This is a genomic window from Corynebacterium hesseae (genome assembly GCF_037850265.1).
GTDB lineage: Bacteria > Actinomycetota > Actinomycetes > Mycobacteriales > Mycobacteriaceae > Corynebacterium > Corynebacterium hesseae.
This window is the reverse complement of the sequence record NZ_CP137211.1, coordinates 2693014-2716538: the sequence shown is the minus strand read 5'-3', so window position 1 is coordinate 2716538 and position 23525 is coordinate 2693014. Positions and strand designations below refer to the sequence as shown.

Below are 23525 nucleotides of genomic sequence, written 5' to 3'. Positions count from 1 at the left end.
ATGCACCGGCGGGTACCCCCGTGGTGAGTGGAGGGACGGGCCGAAGGGGTCGATGCGTGAGTGTTTCACGTGAAACCTAGGTGCTGTACTTGGCGGTCCCGACCCCCTGTGTCCATGAGGGCAGTTTCGGCAAGGCGGCAAAAAGGGCCCGGCACGATGCCGGGCCCTGACACGTGTGAAGCTACGTGAGCTTGAGAGCGGAACTACTTGAGCTTGATTAGCGCGGAGGAGAAGTAGTCCTCGACGGCTGATGGATCATCGAGTGGGAGGACGGCACCGACGTACTGGTCCGGGCGAACGATGACGACGGCTCCGTCACGGGAAATGCCGCGGCCTTCAAAGATGTCCTTGTCCCCGGGGAGTGCGTTGAAGACGTTCTCCCAATTCGGAACATTGAACTTGCCGTTGCGGGGGCGGAAGAGAAGAGGGGCGTCGAGAATCTCGTAGTCGTGGTGGTTCGTCTGCTGGTAGATGGCCTTCACATCGAAGTATGTATTCTCGTCAGCCCCTTCGGGGGTGAACTTGGCCAGGATGGGCCCGACCTTCTCGGCCCACTGGCTCAGCGTGGAGTCCTCGCCGGCCTTGGGGGCATCGGCAAAGGCGTAGATGCGGTAGCGGCCATCTGCGGTGTGCTGGTGGCCCAGGTGCTGAGGGTAGGCGTCGCAGCGGCGCAGGACCTCAAAGGACTTGAAGCGCTTGCCCACCGGGAAGCCGGAAGCCAGATCTTGGTGCTGGGTAGTGCCGACGATCAGGTTTTCCTCGTACTGCGTCATCATGCCGGCGGCGAACTCCTCCGCGGCGACGTAGTACTTCTCCACTGCCTCCGGATCATCGAGCTCTTCCGTCGGGGTGGCCATGAGGGTCGACCACTCGCGGTCGAAGTTGATGAGGTTCTGGGCGGCCGGCTGGCGCTCTCCGTGGTACGTGCTGAGAAGCTCCTTCGGCGCGCGGCCGTCGAGGACGTGGCCGAGCTTCCATCCAATGTTGAAGCCATCCTGCATGGAGACGTTCATGCCCTGTCCCGCCTTTGCCGAGTGGGTATGGCAGGCGTCGCCGGTGAGGAAGACGCGTGGGTCGTCGTCGTTATCGTCGAAGGCGTCGACAAGGCGGTGGCCCACCTCGTAGACGGAATGCCACGCCACCATCTTGACGTCGACGAAATAGGGGGCGTAAATCTCATTCGCCTTCTCGATGATCTTCTCAATCGGCGTGTTGCGGACCTTGTGGTTGTCATCCTCTGGCACCACGCCGAGATCGACGTACACGCGGCAGAGATAGCCGCCCTCGCGCGGGATGTGGAGGATAGAACCGGCCTGGGAGTGGATGGCGCACTTGGTGCGCCAGTCCGGGAAATCGGTGTCAACGACAACGTCCATGACACCCCACGCGTGGTTAGCCTGGTCGCCCTTGAGCGAGCGACCGATGGACTTGCGGACGCGTGACTTAGCGCCATCGCAACCGACGACGTACTTAGCGCGAACGTCGCGCGGGTTGCCGTCGACGTCCTCGAGGTGCACCGTCACCGGGTACTCGCCCTCCCCTACCTCTAGGGACACGAAATTCCAGCCATAGTCCGGGGTGATGCGGCCGGGCGCGCGGTGTGCATAGCGGGCGAAGTAATCCAACACACGAGCCTGGTTGACAATGAGGTGTGGGAATTCGGAGATTCCTTGCTCGTCATCAACAGGGCAGGCACCACGGACAATCTTGGAGCGATCATTCGGATCCGGGTTCCAGAAGGCCATCTCTGTGATTTCATAGGCCTCTTCCGTGATTTCCTTAGCAAAGCCAAAGGCCTGGAAGGTCTCTACGGAGCGGGACTGGATGCCGTCGGCCTGTCCGAGCTCGAGGCGATGCGGGCGACGCTCAATGATGCGCGTATTGATGCTGGGAAACATCGCGAGCTGTGCCGCGGCGATCATGCCTGCGGGCCCGGAGCCCACAATGAGAACGTCCATTTCATCTGGAAGTTCAGAAGCGCGATCGACGCCGTACCCGGCGGGCTCGTGCGCGCGGGGGTCTTCCGAAACGTAGCCATTGTGGTGGAACTGCACTGTGGACTCCTTAGTCAGCGGTTGTAATGAACGAGAACGAAGGGGTGGTGGGGGTAGCTGCCACTCCCCTACTGCCATGTGAGCTTTGCTCTTGAGGGTGGTGACTCAGTTCAAGGCGTCTCTGAGATGTGAGCTGGGTCTTAGAAGGGAATCATATATGATATGCCCGCCTCGCACAATGGCCCTTGTGAAATCGTGAGGGCTCATGTGGAGGGGCGTCGTCTAGCGCGGGCTGAAGATGAAGTGTCCTCGGGATTGCTCGGCCTCGTGTTCCGCGCCGAGCGCGATTCCCTTGCGCTCACGCAGGATGAAGGTGCAGATGAAGCCGACGATCGAAGCAGATACGAGGTAGCCCGACACCGCAAAAGTGGTACCAGTTGCCTCGACGAGCGAAGCGGCAATCATGGGGGCGAAGGCGCCGCCCAGGACCGAGCCGAGGGCATAGGTGATGGACACACCCGTGGCGCGAATCGAGGCGGGGAATAGTTCTGCGTACATCGCGGATTGCGCGCCGTAGGTCAGGCCCAGGCCCACGGTGAGGAAGAGGAGTGCGCCGTAGAGAAGCCCGAGGCTTCCGGTATTGACCAGTGGGAAGAGGGCGGCAGCGCCGATGCCCTGCAAGATGAATCCCAGGAGGTAGGTATTTCGGCGGCCGATGTAGTCCGAGATGAAACCGGCGAACAAAGTGGTCAAGGCCCACGAGAAGGCAGACACGGTCACGGCGTTGAGGACATCACCGCGGTCGAGTGCGACGGGGCCCTCCGGGTCGGTGGCGTAGCGCTGGATGTAGCCGCCCGTAGTCATGTATCCGACGGTGCCGTTGCCTGCGAAGACGAGCGCGGCGACCAGGACGAGCGGGGTGAACTTCTTAAACAGCGTGCCAATGGGGTTGGTGGCTTCTTCCTCTTCGCGTTCCGCGATCTCCGCGAACACCGGGGACTCGTCGACGCCCATGCGGATGAGGTAGCCCACCAAGACGAGGACGAAGGAGAGGAGGAAGGGAACGCGCCAGCCCCAGTCCATGAAGGCGTCGCCAGGCGCGATGGTGTTCATGATGGACAGCACGCCGGAGGAGAGCAGCAGGCCGGCGGGCACGCCGATCTGGGGGCCTGCGCCGTAGAGGCCGCGCTTGTCAGTCGGGGCGTGTTCCACTGCCATGAGCACCGCGGAGCCCCATTCGCCACCAGCAGAGATGCCCTGGATGATGCGCAAGGTGATGAGGAGAATCGGCGCCCAGATGCCGGCGGTTTCATAGGTTGGCAGAACGCCAATCAGGGTGGTTGCGCCGCCCATGGCGATGAGCGTGACCATGAGGACCACGCGGCGTCCGAAGCGGTCGGCAAAGTGCCCGGCCAGGAAGGCGCCGACCGGGCGGAACAGGAAGGACAAGCCAACGGTCAGGAAGGAGATGATGGTGGCCAGGCCGCCTTCGAGCGGACCGAACATGAGGTGGTTGAACACGAGTCCGGCCACTGCTGCATAGAGGAAGTAGTCGTACCACTCGATGGCGGTACCGATGGTCGTCGCGGCGACGACGCGGCGGCGTTCGGCCGTCGAAATTGTCGGCGTGACAGTTGCGTGCGACATAGTGAGATTCCTTTCGGCATGGGGTGTGCCATATACGGAAAAGCGTGTGAGTTGAACCACTTGCGGTGGTGCCAAGGATAATATACGATCTGGGCAAGGATTTGTTCACAATTAAGGATTCTTCATGGCTGTACCTGAGTTCTTGCCGGTTAAACCGGGCAAAATGATCGCTGTCCATGTGGCCTTTGAGTCCCGCGCGGCACAGCGCGGTCGCTGGCCCAAGACCCCGAGTTACTTCCTCAAGGCGACGAGCACGCTGGCTGAGTCGGACGGGGTAGTCGAGCGCCCCGAAGGAACCGAACTGTTGGCCTTCGAAGGCGAAATCGCACTCATCATCGGCACTCCGGCCCGCAACGTATCCCTCGAGGATGCGTGGAAGCACGTTGCCTACGTGACCGCCTCGAACGACATTGGCCTGTATGACTACAAGGTTCAGGACAAGGGCTCCAACACCCGTTCCAAGTCGCGCGATGGGTACACCCCCATTGGGCCGGAGCTTATCGACGCCCAGGAGATCGACCCCAAGGGCCTGCGCCTGCGCACGTGGGTCAATGGCGAGGTTGTTCAGGAGGGAACCTCGTCCGATGAAGACCTCATCTTCCCTCTCGCCCAGTTTGTTGCCGACCTTTCCCAGCACATGACACTGGAGACCGGTGACATCATCCTCACCGGCACCCCTGCTGGATCTTCCGTTATCGAGCCTGGTGACGTCGTGGAGGTTGAGGTCGACGTTCCAGGAGGCGTGAGCTCCGGCAAGCTGAAGACCACCGTGAAGGAAGTCCCCGCCTCCTTCGATCCGCAGCTGGGCAATCTGCCCTACGTGGACGATAAGCAGCGCGAGGATGCTTACGGTGACCGGGAATCTGCTGGCCTTCCTCCCAAGGATGAGGGCGAACTCGACCCGGAGCTTAAGGCGGCTCTGGAGAAGGCCCCGACCGCCGGCTTGTCCGCTCAGCTTCGCAAGCGCGGCATCAACCAATCCGTGATCGAAGGCGTGTACCCGCAAGCCAAGGGAACCAAGATGGTGGGCGTCGCCCGCACCTTGCGCTTCGTGGCCGGCCGTGAGGATCTGTTCAAGTCCCATGGCGGTGGCCTCAACGAGCAGAAGAAGGTCTTCGACACGGTCAGGGAGGGCGAGGTCATCGTCATCGAGGCCCGCCAGGAATCCGGTTCCGGAACGCTCGGTGACATTCTGGCGCTGCGCGCTAAGGTGCGCGGTGCTGCTGGTGTTGTGACCGATGGCGGCGTGCGTGACTACGAGGCCGTCAAGGAGATTGGCCTTCCCGTCTTCACCCAGGGCGCGCACCCCTGCGTTCTCGGACGCAAACACGTTCCGTGGGATAGCGACATCGCCGTCTCCTGCGGTAACGCCACCGTCCTTCCCGGTGACATCATCGTCGGCGACGATGACGGCGTCGTGGTGATCCCCCGCGACATCGCTGCCGAAGTCGCCGAGGCCGCCCTGGCCAAGGAGCACGAGGACGAATGGGTTGCCTCCCAGGTGGAGACGGGCGCCAGCTTGGATGGCCTCTTCCCGCCGACCGGAGCGAACAAGGAAGCCTACATCGCGTTCCGTGATGGAAAGGCGGGTGGTCAATGACGGAACCCGCAGCACCAGCTGGGGAGAGCAAGTCCCAACAGGCCTATAACTGGATAAGTGAAAAGATTCGTACTCGCGAGTATGAACCTGGCTACCGCCTCGTGCTGGCAGCAATCGCGGATGATTTGGGCATCAGCGTGGTCCCCGTCCGCGAAGCTATTCGCCAGCTTGAGGCGGAAGGAATGGTCACCTACGAGCGCAACGTCGGTGCCAGCGTTACCACGTATAACCGCGAGGCCTATTACGAATCCATGGACATCGTTGCCACCGTGGAGGCCAACGCCACGGCGCAATCCGCTCCGCATCTTGGCCCAGAGGATATTGCCCAGGCGCGGGAGATTAATCAGCGCATGCGGGAGCTTGATATCCACCACGATCCAGAGGTATTTACCCAGCTCAACAAAGAATTTCATAGCGTTCTCTTCTCCAAGTGCCCGAACGAGAGGCTGAAGAACTTGGTGGTGGACCAATGGAAGCAATTGGAATACCACCGGGTCTCCACCTTTCGGTACGTGCCCGAGAGAGCCCAAGAGTCCACACGAGAACACGAGCAATTGCTCAGCCTCATCGAGGCTGGCGCGGAACCCACCTACATAGAAAAGGTGGCCAGGCAACACAGACTGACCACCCTCAGCACCTATCGCAAGAAAAACGATTAAGGAGTGTAAACCACCCATGGCTACGAACAACGATGCAGCTAAGCCCACCGATCTCCCCGAGAAGATTCTTCACTACATCAACGGCGAGTTTGTCCCGTCGGTAGATGGTGATGAATTCGAGGTCCTGGATCCGGTCACGAACAAGCCCTACATCAAGGCAGCTTCCGGCAAGCCGGAAGACATTGAGAAGGCGGTGGCCGCCGCTAAGGATGCTTTCGAGAACGGCCCGTGGTCCAAGGCCCTGCCGCGCGAGCGCGCCCGCGTCTTGAACAAGATTGCGGACATTGTCGAAACCCGCGCAGACAAGCTTGCCGCGTGGGAGTCCTTCGACTCCGGCCTGCCCATCACCCAGGCCAACGGCCAGGCTAAGCGCGCAGCGGAGAACTTCCGCTTCTTCGCAGACCTGATTGTGGCGCAGGCTGACGACGCCTACAAGGTGCCGGGCCGCCAGATCAACTATGTCAACCGCAAGCCGATTGGCGTGGCGGGCCTGATTACCCCGTGGAACACCCCGTTCATGCTGGAGTCCTGGAAGCTCGCACCGGCTATCGCCACCGGCAACTCCGTCGTCCTGAAGCCAGCCGAGTTCACTCCGCTTTCCGCACAGCTGTGGGCAGGAATCTTTGAGGAGGCCGGTCTGCCGAAGGGCGTCTTTAACCTGGTCAACGGCTTTGGTGAGGAAGGCTATGCAGGTGACCCGCTGGTCAAACACCCGGACGTCCCGCTGATTTCCTTCACCGGCGAGTCCCGCACCGGCCAGATCATCTTCGGCAACGCAGCCCCTCACCTCAAGGGTCTGTCGATGGAGCTGGGCGGCAAGTCCCCCGCCATCGTCTTCAGCGATGCCGACCTGGAGACCGCGATCGATGCCTGCATCTTCGGCGTCTTCTCCCTTAACGGTGAGCGTTGCACCGCCGGTTCCCGCATCCTGGTTCAGCGCGATATCTACGACGAGTTCGTGGAGCGCTACACCGCACAGGCTAAGCGCGTGAAGGTGGGCCTGCCTTCCGACCCCACCACCGAGGTCGGCGCTCTGGTCCACCCGGAGCACTACGAGAAGGTCACCTCCTACATCGAGATCGGCAAGCAGGAGGCCACCCTGGCCGCCGGCGGCGAGCGCCCGGAGGGCTTCGAGGAAGGCAACTTTGTTCAGCCGACCGTCTTCGTTGACGTCAAGCCGGACGCCCGCATCTTCCAGGAAGAGATCTTCGGCCCCGTCGTGGCCATCACCCCGTTTGATACCGATGAAGAAGCCCTCGAGCTGGCCAACAACACGAAGTACGGCCTTGCCGCCTATGTGTGGACCTCGGATCTGAAGCGCGCCCACAACTTCGCTCAGAACGTTGAGGCCGGCATGGTGTGGCTCAACTCCAATAACGTCCGTGACCTGCGCACCCCGTTCGGCGGCGTCAAGGCCTCCGGCCTGGGCCACGAGGGCGGCTACCGCTCGATCGACTTCTACACCGACCAGCAGGCTGTTCACATCAACCTGGACAAGGTACACAACCCGGTCTTTGGCAAGCAGGACTAAGCCGTCCACTCTCTACTCCCCCACCACTAACTAACTAAGGAGCCATCATGGCTGACATTCAGGCCCCCGACATTCTGCGTTGTGCCTACATGGAGATCATCGTTACCGATCTCGCTGCCTCCCGTAAGTTCTACGTTGACACCCTCGGTCTCGTCGTGACCGAGGAGAACGAGAACGAAATCTACCTCCGCACTTTCGAGGAGTTCATCCACCACAACCTCGTGCTGCGTCAGGGCCCCGTCGCTGCCGTCGCTGCCTTCTCCTTCCGCGTCCGTTCCCCGGAAGACCTGGACCTTGCGGAGGAGTTCTACAAGGCGCGCGGTTGCGAGGTGCGCCGCAACAAGGATGGCTTTGTCAAGGGCATCGGCGATTCCGTCCGCGTCCAGGATCCGCTGGGCTTCCCGTACGAGTTCTTCTACGAGGTAGAGCACGTCGAGCGTCTTGCCTGGGCATACGACGCCCACATCCCTGGCGCGCTGGTTCGTCTCGACCACTTCAACCAGATCACCCCGGACGTTCCTTCCGCTGTGAAGTACATGGAGGAGCTTGGCTTCCGCACCACCGAGGACATCCGCGATGAGGAGGGAACTGTCTACGCTGCATGGATGCGCCGTAAGCCGACGGTGCATGACACCGCCATGACCGGTGGCGATGGCCCGCGTATGCACCACATCGCATTTGCTACCCATGAGAAGCACAACATCATCGCGATTTGTGACAAGTTGGGTGCGCTGCGCGAGTCCGACCGTATTGAGCGCGGCCCGGGCCGCCACGGTGTTTCCAACGCGTACTACCTGTATCTGCGTGACCCGGATGGCCACCGCGTGGAGATCTACACCCAGGACTACTACACCGGCGACCCGGATAACCCGGTCGTGACCTGGGATGTTCACGATAACCAGCGTCGTGACTGGTGGGGAACCCCGGTTGTTCCTTCTTGGTACCGCGATGGCTCCACGGTCCTCGACTTGGATGGAAACCCGGTGCCGCTGGTTGCCCGTGAGGATGAGTCCGAGCTGGAGGCCACCATTGGCGCGGATGGCTTCTCCTACACCCGCAAGGAAGATGCGGAGGAGATGCCGGAGTGGAAGCAAGGCGAGTACAAGCTGGGACACCAGCTCTAAAACGACCTAAGTACTCAGGTTGATGAACGTGGCCCCGTGGCGTCGAGAAGCAAGCGCACATATCGCGGGGCCGCGTTGTCGTTTCACGTGAAACCTTCAGGTTCAACAAACCTGTTAAACAGAACAAACACGTTCTACAACACCTTAAGGAGCGAAGTACATGCTGGATGAGAAACAGCACATCGCTATCGCAGATGAACTGGCGCAAGCCGAAAAGGACCGCACGATGGTCCCGCTGCTGACTGCCCGTTTCCCGGAGATGAGCATCGAGGACTCCTACGCGGTGCAGCGCGAGTGGGTGCGCCGCGGTGAGGAAAGCGGGCGCCGCCTCGTGGGCCGCAAAATTGGCCTGACCTCAAAGGTCATGCAGGAGGCCACGGGAATCACCGAACCCGATTACGGCGCGATTTTTGAGGACCAAGTCTACGAGAACGGCTCCACCATCGAGCACGCGCAGTTCTCCAATGTTCGCATCGAGGTCGAGCTGGCCTTCGTGCTCAAGGAAGAGCTGAAGGGACCGAATTGCAGCATTTTCGACGTGCTGCGCGCGACGGAGTACGTCGTCCCGGCCCTGGAGATTCTCTCCTCTCGCATCGAGATGGAGGGCCGCACGATCGTCGACACGATTTCGGATAATGCGGCGCTCGGCGCCATGGTCTATGGCGGCAACCCGGTTGATCCTGCGGACGTCGATCTGCGTTGGGTGTCCGCGCTGCTCTACCGCAACGAGTCCATCGAAGATACGGGTGTGGCGGCGGCCGTGCTCAACCACCCGGCCATGGGCGTGGCATGGCTTGCCAACAAACTCCACGCGCACGGCGATAGCCTCGCCGCCGGCGACATCATCCTTGCCGGTTCCTTCACCAAGCCCATGTGGGTCGAACCGGGCGATACCGTCCACGCTGACTATGGAAAGTTGGGGTCCATCACATGCCGGTTCCAGTAAAGTTGCCGCCCACGTTCACGGACGTCCTTGAGAAAGCCGAGCAACCGCTCGTCGGCGCCTGGATTTGTTCAGGCTCGGAGGCTGCGGCGGAGATCATCGCCTCAGCTGGCTTTAGCTGGACGCTGATCGACGGTGAGCATTCGCCTTATGGCCTGGAGACCATCCTCTCCTTGCTGCGCGCCACCGATGCCTATGGCCTGACGCGCGTGGTTCGCGTGCCCGTGAACAACACCGCGCTGATTAAGCAGTACCTGGACCTGGGCGCACAAAACCTCATGGTGCCCATGATTGATACGGCCGAGGAAGCTGAGGCGGCAGTCGCGGCTATGCACTACCCGCCCCGCGGTGTACGCGGCGTCGGCTCGGCTCTGGCCCGCTCCTCGCGGTGGAACGGCGTGGAGAACTACCTCACCAACGCTTCGGATACGGTGAGCCTGACGGTGCAGATCGAGTCTGCGACCGCAGTGGAGAACGTGGAAGACATCGTGGCCGTCGAAGGCGTGGACAACTTCTTCGTCGGGCCCTCGGACCTAGCGGCCTCGATGGGGCTTCTGGGCCAGCAGACCCATCCGGATGTACTCGAGGCGGTCAATCACACATTTGAAGCAGTCCGCGCTTCCGGAAAGAAGGTAGGCGTCAACGCTTTCAACCTTGAGCAGGCCCAGAAATATTTAGAATCTGGAGCATCATTTGCCCTGGTTGGGGCTGATGTTCAGCTTCTTTCAGGAGCGGCACGCCAACTGGCAGACAAATTCCATTTGGGAGGGTAAAAAAGAACCATGAGTGAAAACAACAAGGTCAATATTGACGAGCTGCTGGCCAAGGTTCCGACCGGCTTGCTGATTAACGGTGAGTGGGTGGACGCCTCCGATGGCGCCACCTTCGATGTAGAAAACCCGGCAACCGGTGAGGTTATTGCCACCCTTGCGTCCGCTACTTCTGAGGACGCGAAGAAGGCTATGGATGCTGCCTGCGCCGTGCAGGATGAGTGGGCACGCACGTCTACGCGTGAACGCTCCGACCTGCTGCGCCGCGCTTTTGACCTGGTGCAGGAGCGCAAGGATGAGTTCGCTGCGCTGATGACCCTTGAGATGGGCAAGCCGCTGGCGGAGTCCTATGGTGAGGTCACCTACGGCGCTGAGTACCTGCGCTGGTTTAGTGAGGAAGCCGTTCGCAACTACGGCCGCACCTTGCCGGCGCCGGAGGGCACCCTGCGCATGATTACCCGCCGCAAGCCCGTGGGCCCGTGCCTGCTTATTACCCCGTGGAACTTCCCGCTGGCTATGGCTACCCGCAAGATTGCCCCGGCCATTGCCGCTGGTTGCACCATGGTGGTGAAGCCGGCCAAGCTGACGCCGCTGACCACCCAGTACTTCGCACAGACCATGATTGATGCCGGCGTTCCGGCTGGTGTGGTGAACGTGGTCTCCGGTAAGTCGGCCTCTGCCATCTCCGAGCCGATCATGGCGGATTCCCGCCTGCGCAAGATTTCCTTCACTGGCTCTACCCCGGTGGGCAAGACCCTGCTCAAGGCAGCCGCTGACAACGTCCTGCGCACCTCGATGGAGCTGGGCGGCAACGCTCCGTTCATCGTCTTTGAGGACGCCGACATCGACCAGGCCGTTGAGGGTGCCATGGGCGCCAAGATGCGCAACATCGGTGAGGCCTGCACCGCGGCTAACCGATTCATCGTTCACGAGTCCGTCGCTGACGAGTTCGCGGAGAAGTTCGCCAAGCGCATCGGTGAGCTCAAGGTGGGCAACGGCCTCGATGAGGGCGTTACCTGCGGTCCGCTTGTGGAGAAGAAGGCACTGGATAACATCACCGCGCTTGTCGACGACGCCGTGGCCAAGGGCGCCAAGGTCCTCATCGGTGGCAAGCCGGGCGAGGGCAAGGGCTACTTCTACTCCCCTACTGTTCTCACGAACGTCTCCCGTGATGCCCGCGTGGCCCAGGAGGAGATCTTCGGCCCGATTGCTCCGATTCTGACCTTCTCCGATGAGAAGGAAGCCATCGCGCTTGCGAATGACACGGAGTACGGTCTGGCCTCCTACGTGTTCACCGAGGATTCCAACCGTATGTGGCGCGTTGGCGACGGCCTCGAGTTCGGCCTTATGGGCTTCAACGCTGGCGTCATCTCCAACGCCGCCGCCCCATTCGGCGGCGTGAAGCAGTCCGGCATGGGCCGCGAGGGCGGTGCCGAGGGCATCGAAGAGTACACGTCGCTGCAGTACATTGCCATGCCTAACCCCTATGCGAATGCATAAATAGCGCATTAAATTCGCTGCTAATAATGCTGGCATCTCCTTTACAGGAGGTGCCAGCATTATCTTTTTATGCATAGTATTCGCGAGGGTGTGATGTGACAGCACTCATAGCCAAATCGTGAGCACACACAAACAACTATTTGCATGTGTGGTGCGACACAATTACTAGCTATACACCGAAAGCCACCGGACACGTCCGGTGGATTATCGGGCCGACATAGCTAGTAAGGAGGAGTTGGCGTGGACACATCGACGCAGTCACCAGTGCTACCCGCTCGAAATGTACAGCCCGGGCACCGGGCTCCCACCAAACCAAAGGGCGGCCTGGGCGCCGGGCGCCTAGGAACAACGTCGCTGGTCTTCATGATTATCGCGGCGTCGGCACCTCTTACTGTGCTCGCGGGAGGAGTACCGACCAACTTCGCGGTATCCGGATTGTTAGGGGTCCCTTGGAGCTACTTAGCGCTTGGGATCATCCTCGTGTTCTTTGCAGTTGGGTACGGAATTATGAGTTCGAAGATTCAGAACTCAGGAGCCTTCTACGCCTATGTGTCTGAGGGGCTGGGCAACCGGCAAGGAATCGCAGCCGCAATTCTGGCCCTGGTTTCCTACAACATGATGCAGGTTGGTCTGTATGGAATCTTCGGTTTCTCCCTCGCCAATCTGATCAATAGTTGGTTTGGCACGAGCATTTCGTGGTGGATCGCGGCTTTGGCTGGCTGGCTCTTGGTAGCTGTCATGGGCGTCAGCAACGTTGACTTCTCGGCCAAGATCCTAGGAGTTCTGGTAGCCCTTGAATTCATTGTCGTAGCTGGCGTATCACTATTGTCCCTTGGTGTTGCTCCTGAAGGGATCTCTGTGGAGACGATGCGGCCGAATCAGTTTTTCACCGATGGTATTGGCGTTCTCCTCGCCTTCGGGATTGCTGCCTTTATGGGTTTTGAGTCTGGTGCAATCTATTCGGAAGAAGCTCGTGACCCAGAGCGGACCGTTCCGAAGGCTACTTATATTGCCGTGGGAACCATCGCCCTCTTCTACGCTTTTTCGGCGTGGGCATTTGCTCAGGGGGTAGGGCCGTCCGTCGTCATCGATAAGGCGACTGAGCTTGGTCCCGATCTGGTCTTCGTGTGGTTGGGCGACTATTCAGTGATTGCTGCCAACATAGCGAACTGCTTGTTTGTAACTTCTCTTATTGCTGCCCTTGTCGCGTTCCATAACGCCGCAGCGCGATACTTCTTCTCCCTCGGGCGCTCACGTGTCCTTCCCGAGAAGTTTGCGATGTCATCGTCCAAAGGGGCTCCTATAGCCGGGTCCCTCACTCAGACTTCCATTGCTTTCGTCGTAGTGGGAGGCTTTGCACTGGCCGGAAATGGCAGCGAGATGGGCGAACTGTTCCCAGTCCTCACGCTCTTTACGTGGTTGACCAACGCCGCGGCGTTTGGCCTAGTCTTCCTGCTCGCAGTGGTGAGCGTGTCCATCATGGCATGGCTCAACAAGCAAGAGAAGAGCTACAACCTCTTCACTCGGGTCATCGCACCGTTTGTTTCAGCGTGCGGCCTCGTGGCTGTCTTCGTACTGGTGCTGATGAATTTCCCGCTCATGATCGGTGGAACCGGCCCAGATGCTCTCGTGTGGGTGATGCCCGGGATCATTATCGCTTCCGGAATTCTTGGGTTGTTTTGGGGTGAGTATTTAAAGCACAAAAAGCCCTACATCTACGCAAGTCTTCACGACAATCTTGACCAAATCTAAATCATAGGAAAGGCAATCATGGAAAAGAAGCAGGTAATCGTCGTTGGTGCGGGATTCGCAGGACTGACGGCAGCGCGTGAGCTGCAAACCGCTGGAATTGACTATCACATCGTAGAAGCACGTGACCGTATTGGCGGCCGTGCCTGGACAGACGATAGGCTCGGACGTCCGTTGGAAATTGGTGCTACCTGGGTGCACTGGCATCAGCCACATGTCTGGTCCGAAATCACTCGTTATGGCCAGGATATTATCGCTTCGCCCGTTGTAGATACCGCCTACTGGTATGCCGGTGGTGAGCTGAAGTCCGGAACGGAAGCAGAAATGGATGCCAAACTGGCGCGGCCGATGGAGAAGATCTTCGAAAAATCTCGCGAATTCTTCCCAGAACCGCACAAGCCGCTGCTTGTACTGGATGAGAAATTCGGTGCATCTCAAGAACTGAAGGATGCTTTCCTGGCTGCAGATCAGGCTGGAGTTCTCGATGCGTTGGAGGACGGTGACTTTACCCAGGAAGAAAAGGACCTGTGCAATGCGTATTGGTCAGCAGGATACATTGGGTACCCAGAACAGGGGTCTTCTTTGATGGCCAAGCAATGGGCAGCCTTGTGCGATCACCGTCTTTCTTTGGTGGATGAGCAAACGCTGCGATATAAACTCGTCAACGGCATGCGGGGTATCTACGGCAACATTGCAAAGGATTTGACCGGAGAAATCCGTTTGAACACTGCGGTGACTGCGATTGAGCACGGAGAAGATTCGGCCACCGTTACGTATGCGGACGGTACCTCCGAGACGGCAGATGCCGTGATTGTTACGGTTCCGGTTGGTGCATTGGGGAACATTGAGTTCAACCCGGGCCTACCTGAAGGCTCGCAGAAGACTATCGAGCAGAAGTGGAATTCGACTGGTTTCAAGGCTTGGATAAAGATCAAGGGCCACCACAACATCTTCGGTTACGCGCCCCAGCCAGCGGTCGTATCCGTGCTTCGTTCTGAATACTTCGAAGACGATGACACGACTATCTGTGTTGCCTTCGGCTCCGATCACGAGAAGATCGATTTGGAGAGCATTGAGGATGCTCAAAAGGTTGTTGACCAGTGGCGTCCTGATCTCGAGGTTGTTGGTGTCACCGGCCATGACTGGGTAGCAGATGAGTACTCAGGCCAGGCCTGGGCCACGTTGCGCCGAGGTCAGTTCACTGAGGGCTGGCACCACTTCCGCAGCGCTACCTCTTCGCTGCACTTCGCAGGAGCTGATTGGGCTTCCGGTTGGCGTGGAGTGGTTGTCGATGGAGCCATCGAAACCGGAATCTCCACTGCTCGTGAGGTCATCAACAAGCTGCGCGATTAACCGCTAGCTGACGCCCGATACGCACTCGGTGACTTGTGGTACTCCGCCTTGAAGATGCGTGAGAGGTGCGAGGGATCGTGCAGGCCATAGCGGGCGCTGATGTGGCCGATCGATTCCTCGGAGTGCCGCGGGTCCACGAGGTCTCTGCGGATGTGTTCTAGGCGTCTTGTTTTGATGTAACTGCCCACGGAGAGCCCCTGTTCGGCGAACTTGGCGTGGAGGTGGCGTACCGAGACGAACAGTGCTTGGGCGATGGTGCTGGGGCCTAGGTCTGAGTCGCCCAAGTTCTTCTCTATGTAGGCGGTGGCCTGGTTAAACAGGAGTGTGCCTGCAGAGGGTTCTCCGGCCACGTCGGAGGAGAGAACCGACACCAACATGGTGAGCGCGGAGCGGACCAGCGCCGTGGCGTGCGGTCCCTTGAGCAGATCGAGGTTCTTGGCCAGCTGCTCAAAGAGAGGAACCGCCACCGCGCCCAAGCCGTGTGAGCGGGAGATGGGGTTTGCGGTCAGGCGCTGGATCTGCGCTGGTGAAATGTCGAGGAAGCTCTGCGGGAAATGCACAATGAGTGTGTTTTGGTCCTCCGGATAGCGCAGCGTGTAGGGCCGTTGGGTCACGTACAGAGCTAGGTCCCCTGGATGCAATTCACACGTTCGCCCGTCCTGGCTCATGGTTGAGGAGCCGGTGATTTGCAGGCTGAGCTTGCAAAAGGGAGCCTCGTCGGTAGAAACCTTGTATCGGTTCACCGTGTGGGGCGAAGTGCACATATCGAAGAGGGAAATATCCCCCACCCTCGTGGATCGCAGCGTGGCGTGAAAGGAAGCGGGGTCTTCGGTGTCCACGTCGAGTTGACCAAAGGAATCGGAAGACGCGGTGCGCCATGACGCGATATCGAAATGCTCAACGGCGGAAGCAGACATAGCTGGAATCATATCGTGAGAGCTCACACATTTGTGGACAAATTGTATGCACGCAGAGTCAAGCGGCATCGTGTGGTGCAGGTAACATGCCGAATAAAAGTTTCTTCGGGCTTTGTTCGCGGGGCCCTCGACTTCTTCACAAGGAGATCTCATGACTCAGTTCGCTACTTACGCTGATCTGCTCAACGCCATCACGGACGAGAACGGACGCGATATCCTCAACCCCGCTACCGGTGAGGTTGTTGGCCGCGCCCCAGAGAACACCGTTGAGGACCTCAACGCTGCAGTTGAGACCGCACGCGCAGCGCAGAAGGACTTTGCCAAGCTTAGCGACGAAGAACGTTGCGAGCTTCTCACCAAGGCCGCCGCCGCCATCGACGCCAATGCAGAGGCACTCGTTGAGCTTCTCTCCCGCGAGCAGGGCAAGCCGCTCAACGGCCCGAACGCCCGCTTCGAGGTCGGTGCGTGCTCCGGTTGGCTGAATGCCACCGCCTCCTTCGAGCACCCCAACTACACCGCCGTGGATGATGACATCACCGCCACCGTCAACTACCGCCCGCTCGGCGTCGTCGGTGCAATTGGCCCGTGGAACTGGCCGATGATGATCACCATCTGGCAGATTGCGCCGGCGCTGCGTATGGGCAACGCGGTCGTCGTCAAGCCCTCCGAGTACACCCCGCTGTCCGTGCTGGGTCTGCTCGAGGTCGTCAACTCCGTGCTGCCGGAGGGTGTTCTCCAGGTCGTCAGCGGTGCCGGTGAGGTTGGTGCGGCGCTGACGACCCACGAGGGCGTCGACAAGATCATGTTCACCGGTTCCACCGCCACCGGCAAGAAGATCGTGGAGGCCAGCGCCGACAACCTCACCCGCCTCACGCTGGAGCTCGGCGGCAATGACGCAGGCATCGTACTGGATGACGCTGACCCGAAGGAGATCGCCGGCGATCTCTTCTGGGGTGCATTCATCAACACCGGCCAGACCTGTGCGGCGATGAAGCGCGTGTACGTGCCGGAGTCGCTATACGACGCCGTCTGCGAAGCCCTCGTCGAGGTGGCCAAGGCTTCCCCGATGGGCGTGGGCCTAGAGGAAGAAAACGTGCTCGGCCCGCTGCAGAATAAGCAGCAGTTCGACATCGTGGACAAGCTCGTCAATGCCGCCAAGGATTCCGGCGCCCGCGTTCTGCTGGGCGGTGACCCGGACTATGACGCGCCGGGCTACTTCTACCCCACCACCCTGGTGGCGGACATCGACCCGGATAGCGCGCTGGTCGTGGAGGAGCAGTTCGGTCCTGCGCTGCCGATCGTGAAGTACACGGATCTGGATTGGGCCATCGAGCAGGCCAACAAACTCGACGTGGGCCTGGGCTCCTCCGTGTGGTCCTCCAATCGCGAGCGCGCCCTCGAGGTGGCCTCCCGTTTGGAGGCCGGTACCACCTGGATCAACGCCCACGGTGCCGTGGATCCGCGCGTGCCTTTCGGTGGTATCAAGTCCTCCGGCTATGGCGTGGAGTTCGGTACCGAGGGCCTCAAGGGCTTGGCTTACCCGCAGATCATCAACGGTTAAAACCGGCCTGGCGCTGCTATTCTTAGCGCCATGAGCACCGCCAAAGTCCCGGAGATCGAGTACGCAGCCTTCGACGCCATGAAGGAGGTTGCGTCCTCGCTGAAAGCCGCCTACCTCACTAGGGCTGCTGAAGCAGGCAACGATGTTGAATCACAATGGTGGATTCGTCAGAATTGGCTGGTAGAGGACATAGTCAGTGGTGTTGATTCAACCGACATCGAAGCCATCCGGGCCGCTGCGGCTCTCTTTGCACAGCGGCTTGAAGCCCTCTCCACCGAGCACAAAGCGGCATAACCTATGCTGTCCGCTGCTGATTTCCCCGTTGACCCGCAGGTTATGGAGCAACGGCTAAAGACTCTGCAAGCCAGCTACTTTGGCCGGTCGAATGTTCACAGTCCGTCTGTTCCAGAAGTCATTTATGTGGCGGGGCAGCCAGCGTCAGGCAAATCAACGGCCATTGAATCCGTGAAAAATGGCCACGCGGTCCTTGACTCCGATGAGATACGTAAATTGCATCCAGCCCTCGACGAGATCATGGAGCGCGGCCCCCTGCGCATGGACGTGCTCACCAATGGGCCGGTGCCCTATTGGATGTCCTCGCTGATTGAGTATGGCCGGCAGCATGGGCACTCGCTCATCATTGAAAACACGCTGTCTAACCCGGAGTTCATCGCGGGCGAGATAGCCAAGTTTCGCTCCGCGGGTTTCCGCGTGAAGGTCGTGGGCCTGGCGGTGGCGCAGGAGGTCTCTAGGCTGGGCGTCGTCCAGCGCTACCTGGAGGCGAAGCGCGTGAGCCGCTACCCGCGCTGGACTAACGAGGTTTCCCACACGTCGGGCTTTAAGGCCATCGTCCCAGGGCTTCAAGCGATTGCCCCGCTTGTCGACGACCTCGAGATCCGCAGCCGCGACGGCCGTACCTTGAGCGGTATCGAGGATATTGAGGTTGAGCGCGCAACCTGGTTCGACTCCCCCGCCATTCGTGCTGACTGGCTGGCCCGCTTCGACAGCTGCGACTTGAGTGGCCTTGAAGCAGAAAAGCTCACGCACAACCTCGTAGCGGACGCAGAGCGTATCCGCACGCTTTAAGACTGTGCCCGTGGAACTATTAGGTTCACCCACAGTTCCCGTGCCTGCACGCACCGAGAAGGACCAGGTGGTGAACTCGAATGACTCGCCTGGTCCAACGTGTGTGTGCGCTCGGCGCGTGGTTTAACCCTTATAAGACTTGCTGATCACAGCCTCAGCGTTTCGCTCGTGCAGCCCGCAGGCCGTTCAAGATCACGATGACTTCGGCGACTTCGTGTACCAAGACGACGGCGGCCAAGCCCAGTACACCGCTGATCGCCAGTGGCATCAACACGATGATGATGGCCAGAGACAGCACGATGTTTTGGTTGATGATCCTGCTGCCTCGGCGGGCGTGCTGCAGCGCCTGCGGGATCAGCCGGAGGTCGTGGCCAGTGAAGGCGACGTCAGCGGACTCGATCGCGGCGTCAGAGCCGGTCGCTCCCATCGCAATGCCCACCGTTGCGCCCGCCAGTGCCGGCGCGTCGTTGATGCCGTCGCCGATCATCGCCGTCGGCGTCTTGGAGGAGAGTTCGGCGACGATGCTTGCCTTGTCCTCCGGTCGCAGCTCGGCGCGCACGTCGTCGATTCCAGCGATTTCAGCCAGCGCCCGGGCGGTGCGAGTGTTATCGCCGGTGAGCATGCTCACTTCCACGTCGTTGTCGTGCAGGGATTGCACGGCATCGGGCACCTCGGGCCGCAACTCGTCGCGCACCCCGATCGCCCCGGCGAGAGCGTCATCGACGGTGACTAGGACGCAGGTCTGGCCTTCGGACTCCATACGCTCAACGTCCGCCTTCAGTGGCCCGGCGTCGATCCATCGGGGGCTGCCGACCAGCACCCGTCGGCCTTCGACGGTGCCGCCGATGCCATGACCGGCTTCCTCGCTGATATCCAAGGCGGTGGGCGCTTCGGGCTCCGCTGCCACGATCGCCGCGGCGAGGGGGTGCGTCGATTGCTGCTCAACCGCCGCCGCGAAGGAAAGCACCTGCGCCCGATCGAATCCGTCTGCCGGGACCACTCCGGTAACCTCGGGCTGGTTGCGAGTAAGGGTTCCGGTCTTGTCTACCGCTAGGTGACGGATGCCGCCGAGTCGCTCGAACGCCGCGCCGGACTTGATGACTACTCCGAACTGGCTGGCCGCGCCGATCGCGGCCACGACCGTCAGCGGCACGGAGATTGCCAGCGCGCACGGCGACGCTGCGACCAGGACCACCAGCGCACGGGTGATCCACGTCTCGGGGTCGCCCAGCAGCGAGCCAATCACACCGACCAGCACCGCCAGGATCATCACCCCGGGCACTAGGGGTCGGGCAATCCGGTCGGCGATCCGGGCGCGGTCACCCTTCTCCGCCTGCGCCTTCTCGACGAGATCGACGAGTGTGGTCAGCGAGTTGTCCGTTCCAGCTGCGGTCGTCTCGACCTCCAGCACACCGGCGGAGTTGATCGCTCCCGCGGGTACCTCGTCGCCGGGTGCGACCTCCTCCGGAATGGATTCTCCGGTGATCGCTGAGGTGTCAAGGCTGGAGCGTCCGGACCGAATGATGCCGTCCGTGGCGATCCGCTCCCCGGGGCGCACGAGCATCAGCTCGCCAGCCTCAAGGTCCTTCGCAGCGACCTCGGCCGTCGTACCGTCGCGCAGCACGGTCGCGGTTTGCGGTACCAGTTTCAACAGTGCCCGCAGTCCGCCTTGGGCCCGGTCCATCGCCTTGTCTTCAAGCGCCTCGGCGATCGAGTACAGGAACGCCAGCGCCGCGGCCTCTCCGACGAAACCAAGGATCACCGCGCCGACCGCGCTGATCGTCATAAGCAAGCCAATGCCGAGCTTGCGCTTCGTGACAAGGTTCCGGATCGCTCCAGGTGCGAACGTATAAGCGCCCAGCAGCAGGCCAAGCCAATACAGTACCGTTGCGGGCGTCTCCAAGTCGGACCAGTCCAGCGCCAGTCCTGTAATGAGGGCTACACCGGAGAAGATCGGTAGCAGTAGCTCGGGGTCTTTCCACCATGGCCGATCGAGCTCTTCGATCTCCGTGGCGGGTTCGTGTTCGCATCCACATGCTGAACTCATGCGTCCGTTCCTTTCTCGCCGCAGCCGGGCACCGAGCACTCAGTGTCGATGCAGGGGGCATTCTCGTCGACGGCCAGCGTCGCGTTGACCAGCGCTTCGAGCGCCGCCGCGAGGTGCGGATCGGCAATCTCGTAGCGGGTCTTACGGCCCTCCGGCTCAGCGACGATGATGCCGCAATCGCGTAGGCAGGACAGGTGGTTCGAGACGTTCGAGCGCGTCAGATCCAAGCTTTGCGAAATCTCGGCCGGGTAGCCCGGACCGTCGAGTAGGGTCATCAGGATTCGGGAACGCGTCGGATCAGCCATGGCCCGGCCGAGCCGGTTCATGACGTCGAGGCGTGAAGCAATAGTCAGCATGTACTGAACAATACAACGTGCGCTGAACTATTCAAAATGCACTGAACTGACGGTTGCGCGAAGGTCCTGCGATCTGCAGGAATTAGTCGATGGGATAGCAGATGACTGATCCTTTGTGGTTCGGCTGCCACCCAACGCGGGAGCGACGTGCGCGGCGAGGTTCTCCAGAATCTTCACGTTGACGTCCACGCCATCCCGCACAACCTTTACGTGTTTCCATGCGCCCATATGTTCTCTGTGTGCTGACGTAATTACAGTTTTCTGATTGTTGCAGGCTAACGAGAAAGTAACTTTGCAACTACATACCGTGGAGTTCAAATTTAACGCGTAGCGTTATTGACGCTTCGCGTTATGGGGGATAAGGTGAAGCATGATCCAGTCGTTCGCTGACAAGGACACTGAGCGTCTGTGGAATCGAGAGCGGATTCCCCGGGGAAACCGGCTCGAGGCGTTGAAAGGTGATCGGCGGGGCCAGAGGAGGTTGAGATCGTTGACTACCACTGACAAGCTCCCTCCGGTTCACCCCGGTGAGATCCTCATGGAGGACTTCCTCAAAGGAATGGGGATCACCCAGCACAAGCTCGCCGTCTCCATCGGCGTTCCGCCCCGCCGGATCAACGAAATTGTTCACGGTAAGCGCGCTGTAACCGCTGACACGGCCCTTCGTCTAGCGAAGTTTTTCGAGATGAGCCCCCAGTTCTGGCTCGGGTTACAGGCTCAATATGACTTGGACGTGGCGGAAGACAAGATCCTCTCGGAAATCGAGCGGATTCAACCGGTCCAAGCTGTCTCAGCGTAGCGGTTACCCGAACCAGGTCCGTCAGCGTGAGGATATGCATGCGGATGGTTCGAACTAGGGAATTTGGGGCCGCCGTCGCGTGGACTTGAGTTCCGAGCGCCGCTTTTTCGCTTCGAGACGGCGTCGCACCGAGCTCCGCGTCGGCTTGGTCCTGCGCCGCGGGGGAGGAGGCGGAGCGAGCGCCTCGCGCAAGAGGGCGGCCATGCGTTCGCGTGCCTCGGCGCGGTTGCGTACCTGCAATCGCTGGGTCGATGCGGTAACGGTAAGGACGGTGCCGTCTAGGCGGTGCTCGTGGTTGTGGAGGACGCGGCGACGCTGGGCGTCGGAAAGCGATGAGCACGTAGCGATATCGACGGAAAGCTGCACTTTGCTGTCCGTAGTATTGACGCCTTGGCCGCCTGGTCCCGACGACTTCGCGAACCGCTCCGTCAGGTCGGCGGCGACGATGACCAGACCCCCGGGGATCCCTGGGCCAGGCGCGATGGTCAGGTCGTTCATACCGCCCAGCTTAGTTAGAGTTGTTTCCGGATCAGACCCGCCGTGCGAGATCAGGGTAGTGTACGACCACGCCGTCACCGTCGACCTCCAACTCGACGTCGGCTCCCCGTGTTCCGCTTTTGTATCGGACAGTTTCAGAATCGACGGAGCTGTAGTACTGGTCTGATGCGATCACCTGGAGGGACGGTATATCAATCCAAGCCATGATCAGCTGCGTTTTCGGAACCTGAGTCTCAAGTAGCGTCAAGCGACGAATAGGCATTGTGTTGGTGAGAGGGCACAGACCGAGAGCGCAATCGAGTGCGGCTTTCAGGTCGGCTGACTGGACGATACCGGGGGAGGGCAGATCTTCAAGCTGGGCGCCCTCTTCATTGGTTTCCGCCGACCACACGCCTTGCTCGGACCTAAACAGCTCGAGGCTTCGCCCCCATCCGTCGCCTTCAACGTTCACCGACACACGTTCAGTCACCCAGTTCTCCGCGGCGCGCAGCTCCCACGTGGCCTCGTATCCATCGCCGTATTGCACTCCGGAAGCGGTCAAACCGGCTCTTAAAAAATGAACTGCGGCCTAGTTCCGGATGAGGGGAATCTCGACATGCTCCCACTTATACGTGCGCTTCATGGTGAGGATTTTCCCACGCTTGATGGTGCGAAAAGGCAGGTAGCTTTCGATTTGGACCACGTACCGAGGACGAGGCATACCGGCAGAATGGTGTATTCAGTAAGTCCGCGACGCAGAAGAATCCCATGAATGAGAGCACGGCCCACACGGCCGTTGCCATCTGCAAATGGGTGAATCGTTTCGAATTGAGCGTGAGCAATCGCGGCCTGGATGAGAGCACCGTGCGAAGCGCCATCGAGGTAAAGACATAAGTCGTCTACGAGGTCATGGACTAGACGTGGGGGCGCTGGGATGAACTCGGCCCCAAAGAGTGTGTGGTTACTTCCACCAATCCAGTTTTGAATAGTGCGGAGACCAGTGGGGATAGAGCCCTTCTCCCCCATCAACTCTCTTTGGAGCTTTTCAAGAAGGCCGATGGAGATGTTGGTTCGGTGGCAAAGCTCTTCTCAATGGAACACAGAACGGTGAGGTTACGCGCAACCTCTTCCGCGCTTTCCTTAAAGCCGCGGACTTCCTTAAAGCCGCGGACTTCCTCCTTTTGGGCGAGTTCCGCGAGGACAACCTTGTCGACGTTGGGCGCAATACCTTCAATGCGTGAGGAAGAAATCGCCTCAGAACGCATGAGTAAGCGGGCCACAGACTCCAACTGGCCAGAAGCAGCATGACGGTTGAGATCCAAGATCTCTCGCTCGATACGTGCTGACCGGCTGGTGAGCTCTGGGGAAAACTCCATGCCTTACTTACAAAATGGTCAGGGACATAGACCTAA

Annotated in this window: 22 protein-coding genes; 13 read left to right on the top strand and 9 right to left on the bottom strand. The window is 60.2% G+C overall.

Annotation, left to right across the window (positions count from 1 at the left end; translation table 11 throughout):
• Positions 1–203 precede the first annotated feature (203 nt).
• Together R3O64_RS12670 and R3O64_RS12665 are read right to left on the bottom strand one after the other, a co-directional pair.
• Positions 204–2054 (bottom strand): FAD-binding monooxygenase, encoded by a 1851-nt coding sequence (locus R3O64_RS12670; protein WP_339017061.1) that lies wholly within the window; start codon positions 2052–2054, stop codon positions 204–206.
• Between the two features lie 222 nt (positions 2055–2276).
• Positions 2277–3641 carry an MFS transporter gene (locus R3O64_RS12665; RefSeq protein WP_070596454.1) on the bottom strand — a complete coding sequence of 455 codons (1365 nt, stop codon included), beginning with the start codon at positions 3639–3641 and terminating at the stop codon, positions 2277–2279.
• Positions 3642–3765: 124 nt separating this feature from the next.
• Here R3O64_RS12665 and R3O64_RS12660 point away from each other — a divergent pair, with 124 nt between their 5' ends.
• From R3O64_RS12660 to R3O64_RS12620, 9 genes are all read left to right on the top strand, one after another.
• The gene (locus tag R3O64_RS12660; protein WP_339017060.1) at positions 3766–5241 is read left to right on the top strand and encodes a fumarylacetoacetate hydrolase family protein; all 1476 of its coding nucleotides are present in this window, start codon (positions 3766–3768) and stop codon (positions 5239–5241) included.
• Positions 5238–5900 (top strand): GntR family transcriptional regulator, encoded by a 663-nt coding sequence (locus R3O64_RS12655; RefSeq protein WP_339017058.1) that lies wholly within the window; start codon positions 5238–5240, stop codon positions 5898–5900. The genes R3O64_RS12660 and R3O64_RS12655 overlap by 4 nt, the downstream gene beginning before the upstream one ends.
• Before the next feature lie 16 nt (positions 5901–5916).
• Positions 5917–7431: a 5-carboxymethyl-2-hydroxymuconate semialdehyde dehydrogenase gene (gene hpaE / locus R3O64_RS12650; RefSeq protein ID WP_070533651.1), complete on the top strand. Its 1515-nt coding sequence runs from the start codon at positions 5917–5919 to the stop codon at positions 7429–7431.
• 47 nt (positions 7432–7478) lie between these two features.
• The gene (gene hpaD / locus R3O64_RS12645) at positions 7479–8555 is read left to right on the top strand and encodes a 3,4-dihydroxyphenylacetate 2,3-dioxygenase (protein ID WP_070563615.1); all 1077 of its coding nucleotides are present in this window, start codon (positions 7479–7481) and stop codon (positions 8553–8555) included.
• Positions 8556–8715: 160 nt separating this feature from the next.
• Positions 8716–9501: a 2-oxo-hept-4-ene-1,7-dioate hydratase gene (gene hpaH / locus R3O64_RS12640; protein ID WP_154762381.1), complete on the top strand. Its 786-nt coding sequence runs from the start codon at positions 8716–8718 to the stop codon at positions 9499–9501.
• Complete coding sequence (locus R3O64_RS12635; protein ID WP_339017056.1) at positions 9486–10271, top strand: HpcH/HpaI aldolase/citrate lyase family protein; 786 nt, start codon at positions 9486–9488, stop codon at positions 10269–10271. The genes hpaH and R3O64_RS12635 overlap by 16 nt, the downstream gene beginning before the upstream one ends.
• 9 nt (positions 10272–10280) lie before the next feature.
• Positions 10281–11768: an NAD-dependent succinate-semialdehyde dehydrogenase gene (locus R3O64_RS12630; protein ID WP_070684552.1), complete on the top strand. Its 1488-nt coding sequence runs from the start codon at positions 10281–10283 to the stop codon at positions 11766–11768.
• A gap of 240 nt (positions 11769–12008) precedes the next feature.
• Positions 12009–13520, top strand: a complete 1512-nt coding sequence (locus R3O64_RS12625; RefSeq protein ID WP_339017055.1) for an APC family permease — start codon at positions 12009–12011, stop codon at positions 13518–13520.
• Positions 13521–13538: 18 nt separating this feature from the next.
• Positions 13539–14870 (top strand): NAD(P)/FAD-dependent oxidoreductase, encoded by a 1332-nt coding sequence (locus R3O64_RS12620; RefSeq protein ID WP_339017054.1) that lies wholly within the window; start codon positions 13539–13541, stop codon positions 14868–14870.
• Here the strand turns inward: R3O64_RS12620 and R3O64_RS12615 are convergent.
• The gene (locus R3O64_RS12615) at positions 14867–15787 is read right to left on the bottom strand and encodes a helix-turn-helix domain-containing protein (protein ID WP_339017053.1); all 921 of its coding nucleotides are present in this window, start codon (positions 15785–15787) and stop codon (positions 14867–14869) included. The two genes, R3O64_RS12620 and R3O64_RS12615, sit on opposite strands and share 4 nt — an antisense overlap.
• A gap of 151 nt (positions 15788–15938) precedes the next feature.
• Between R3O64_RS12615 and R3O64_RS12610 the strand changes: the two genes are divergently transcribed.
• Genes R3O64_RS12610 through R3O64_RS12600 form a run of 3 tightly spaced genes read left to right on the top strand, consistent with a single transcriptional unit; the run spans position 15939 to position 18434 of the window.
• The gene (locus tag R3O64_RS12610) at positions 15939–17348 is read left to right on the top strand and encodes an aldehyde dehydrogenase family protein (RefSeq protein ID WP_339017052.1); all 1410 of its coding nucleotides are present in this window, start codon (positions 15939–15941) and stop codon (positions 17346–17348) included.
• A gap of 30 nt (positions 17349–17378) precedes the next feature.
• Positions 17379–17642 carry a hypothetical protein gene (locus R3O64_RS12605; protein ID WP_339017051.1) on the top strand — a complete coding sequence of 88 codons (264 nt, stop codon included), beginning with the start codon at positions 17379–17381 and terminating at the stop codon, positions 17640–17642.
• A 3-nt stretch (positions 17643–17645) separates the two neighbouring features.
• On the top strand, positions 17646–18434 hold the full coding sequence (locus R3O64_RS12600) for a zeta toxin family protein (protein ID WP_339017050.1): 789 nt from the start codon (positions 17646–17648) through the stop codon (positions 18432–18434).
• Positions 18435–18588: 154 nt separating this feature from the next.
• Here the strand turns inward: R3O64_RS12600 and R3O64_RS12595 are convergent, their stop codons facing one another.
• Positions 18589–20481: a heavy metal translocating P-type ATPase gene (locus R3O64_RS12595; protein ID WP_010187976.1), complete on the bottom strand. Its 1893-nt coding sequence runs from the start codon at positions 20479–20481 to the stop codon at positions 18589–18591.
• Entirely contained in the window at positions 20478–20837 is a 360-nt protein-coding gene (cmtR, locus tag R3O64_RS12590; RefSeq protein WP_070533668.1) for a Cd(II)/Pb(II)-sensing metalloregulatory transcriptional regulator CmtR, read from the bottom strand. The genes R3O64_RS12595 and cmtR overlap by 4 nt, the downstream gene beginning before the upstream one ends.
• Positions 20838–21327: 490 nt before the next feature.
• On the opposite strand from cmtR, the gene R3O64_RS12585 reads away from it, so the two are divergent.
• The gene (locus R3O64_RS12585; RefSeq protein ID WP_029158886.1) at positions 21328–21636 is read left to right on the top strand and encodes a HigA family addiction module antitoxin; all 309 of its coding nucleotides are present in this window, start codon (positions 21328–21330) and stop codon (positions 21634–21636) included.
• A gap of 54 nt (positions 21637–21690) precedes the next feature.
• Here R3O64_RS12585 and arfB read toward each other — a convergent pair whose 3' ends face one another.
• The 4 genes from arfB to R3O64_RS12565 form a co-directional block, all read right to left on the bottom strand.
• Positions 21691–22134 (bottom strand): alternative ribosome rescue aminoacyl-tRNA hydrolase ArfB, encoded by a 444-nt coding sequence (gene arfB / locus R3O64_RS12580; RefSeq protein ID WP_010187974.1) that lies wholly within the window; start codon positions 22132–22134, stop codon positions 21691–21693.
• A gap of 31 nt (positions 22135–22165) precedes the next feature.
• A complete protein-coding gene (locus R3O64_RS12575; protein ID WP_154736150.1) occupies positions 22166–22675 on the bottom strand; it encodes a putative glycolipid-binding domain-containing protein in 510 nt (169 codons plus the stop codon).
• Positions 22676–22752: 77 nt separating this feature from the next.
• On the bottom strand, positions 22753–23139 hold the full coding sequence (locus tag R3O64_RS12570; protein ID WP_144014670.1) for a Fic family protein: 387 nt from the start codon (positions 23137–23139) through the stop codon (positions 22753–22755).
• Positions 23139–23489, bottom strand: a complete 351-nt coding sequence (locus R3O64_RS12565) for a Fic/DOC family N-terminal domain-containing protein (protein WP_339017049.1) — start codon at positions 23487–23489, stop codon at positions 23139–23141. The genes R3O64_RS12570 and R3O64_RS12565 overlap by 1 nt, the downstream gene beginning before the upstream one ends.
• Between the last annotated feature and the right edge of the window lie 36 nt (positions 23490–23525).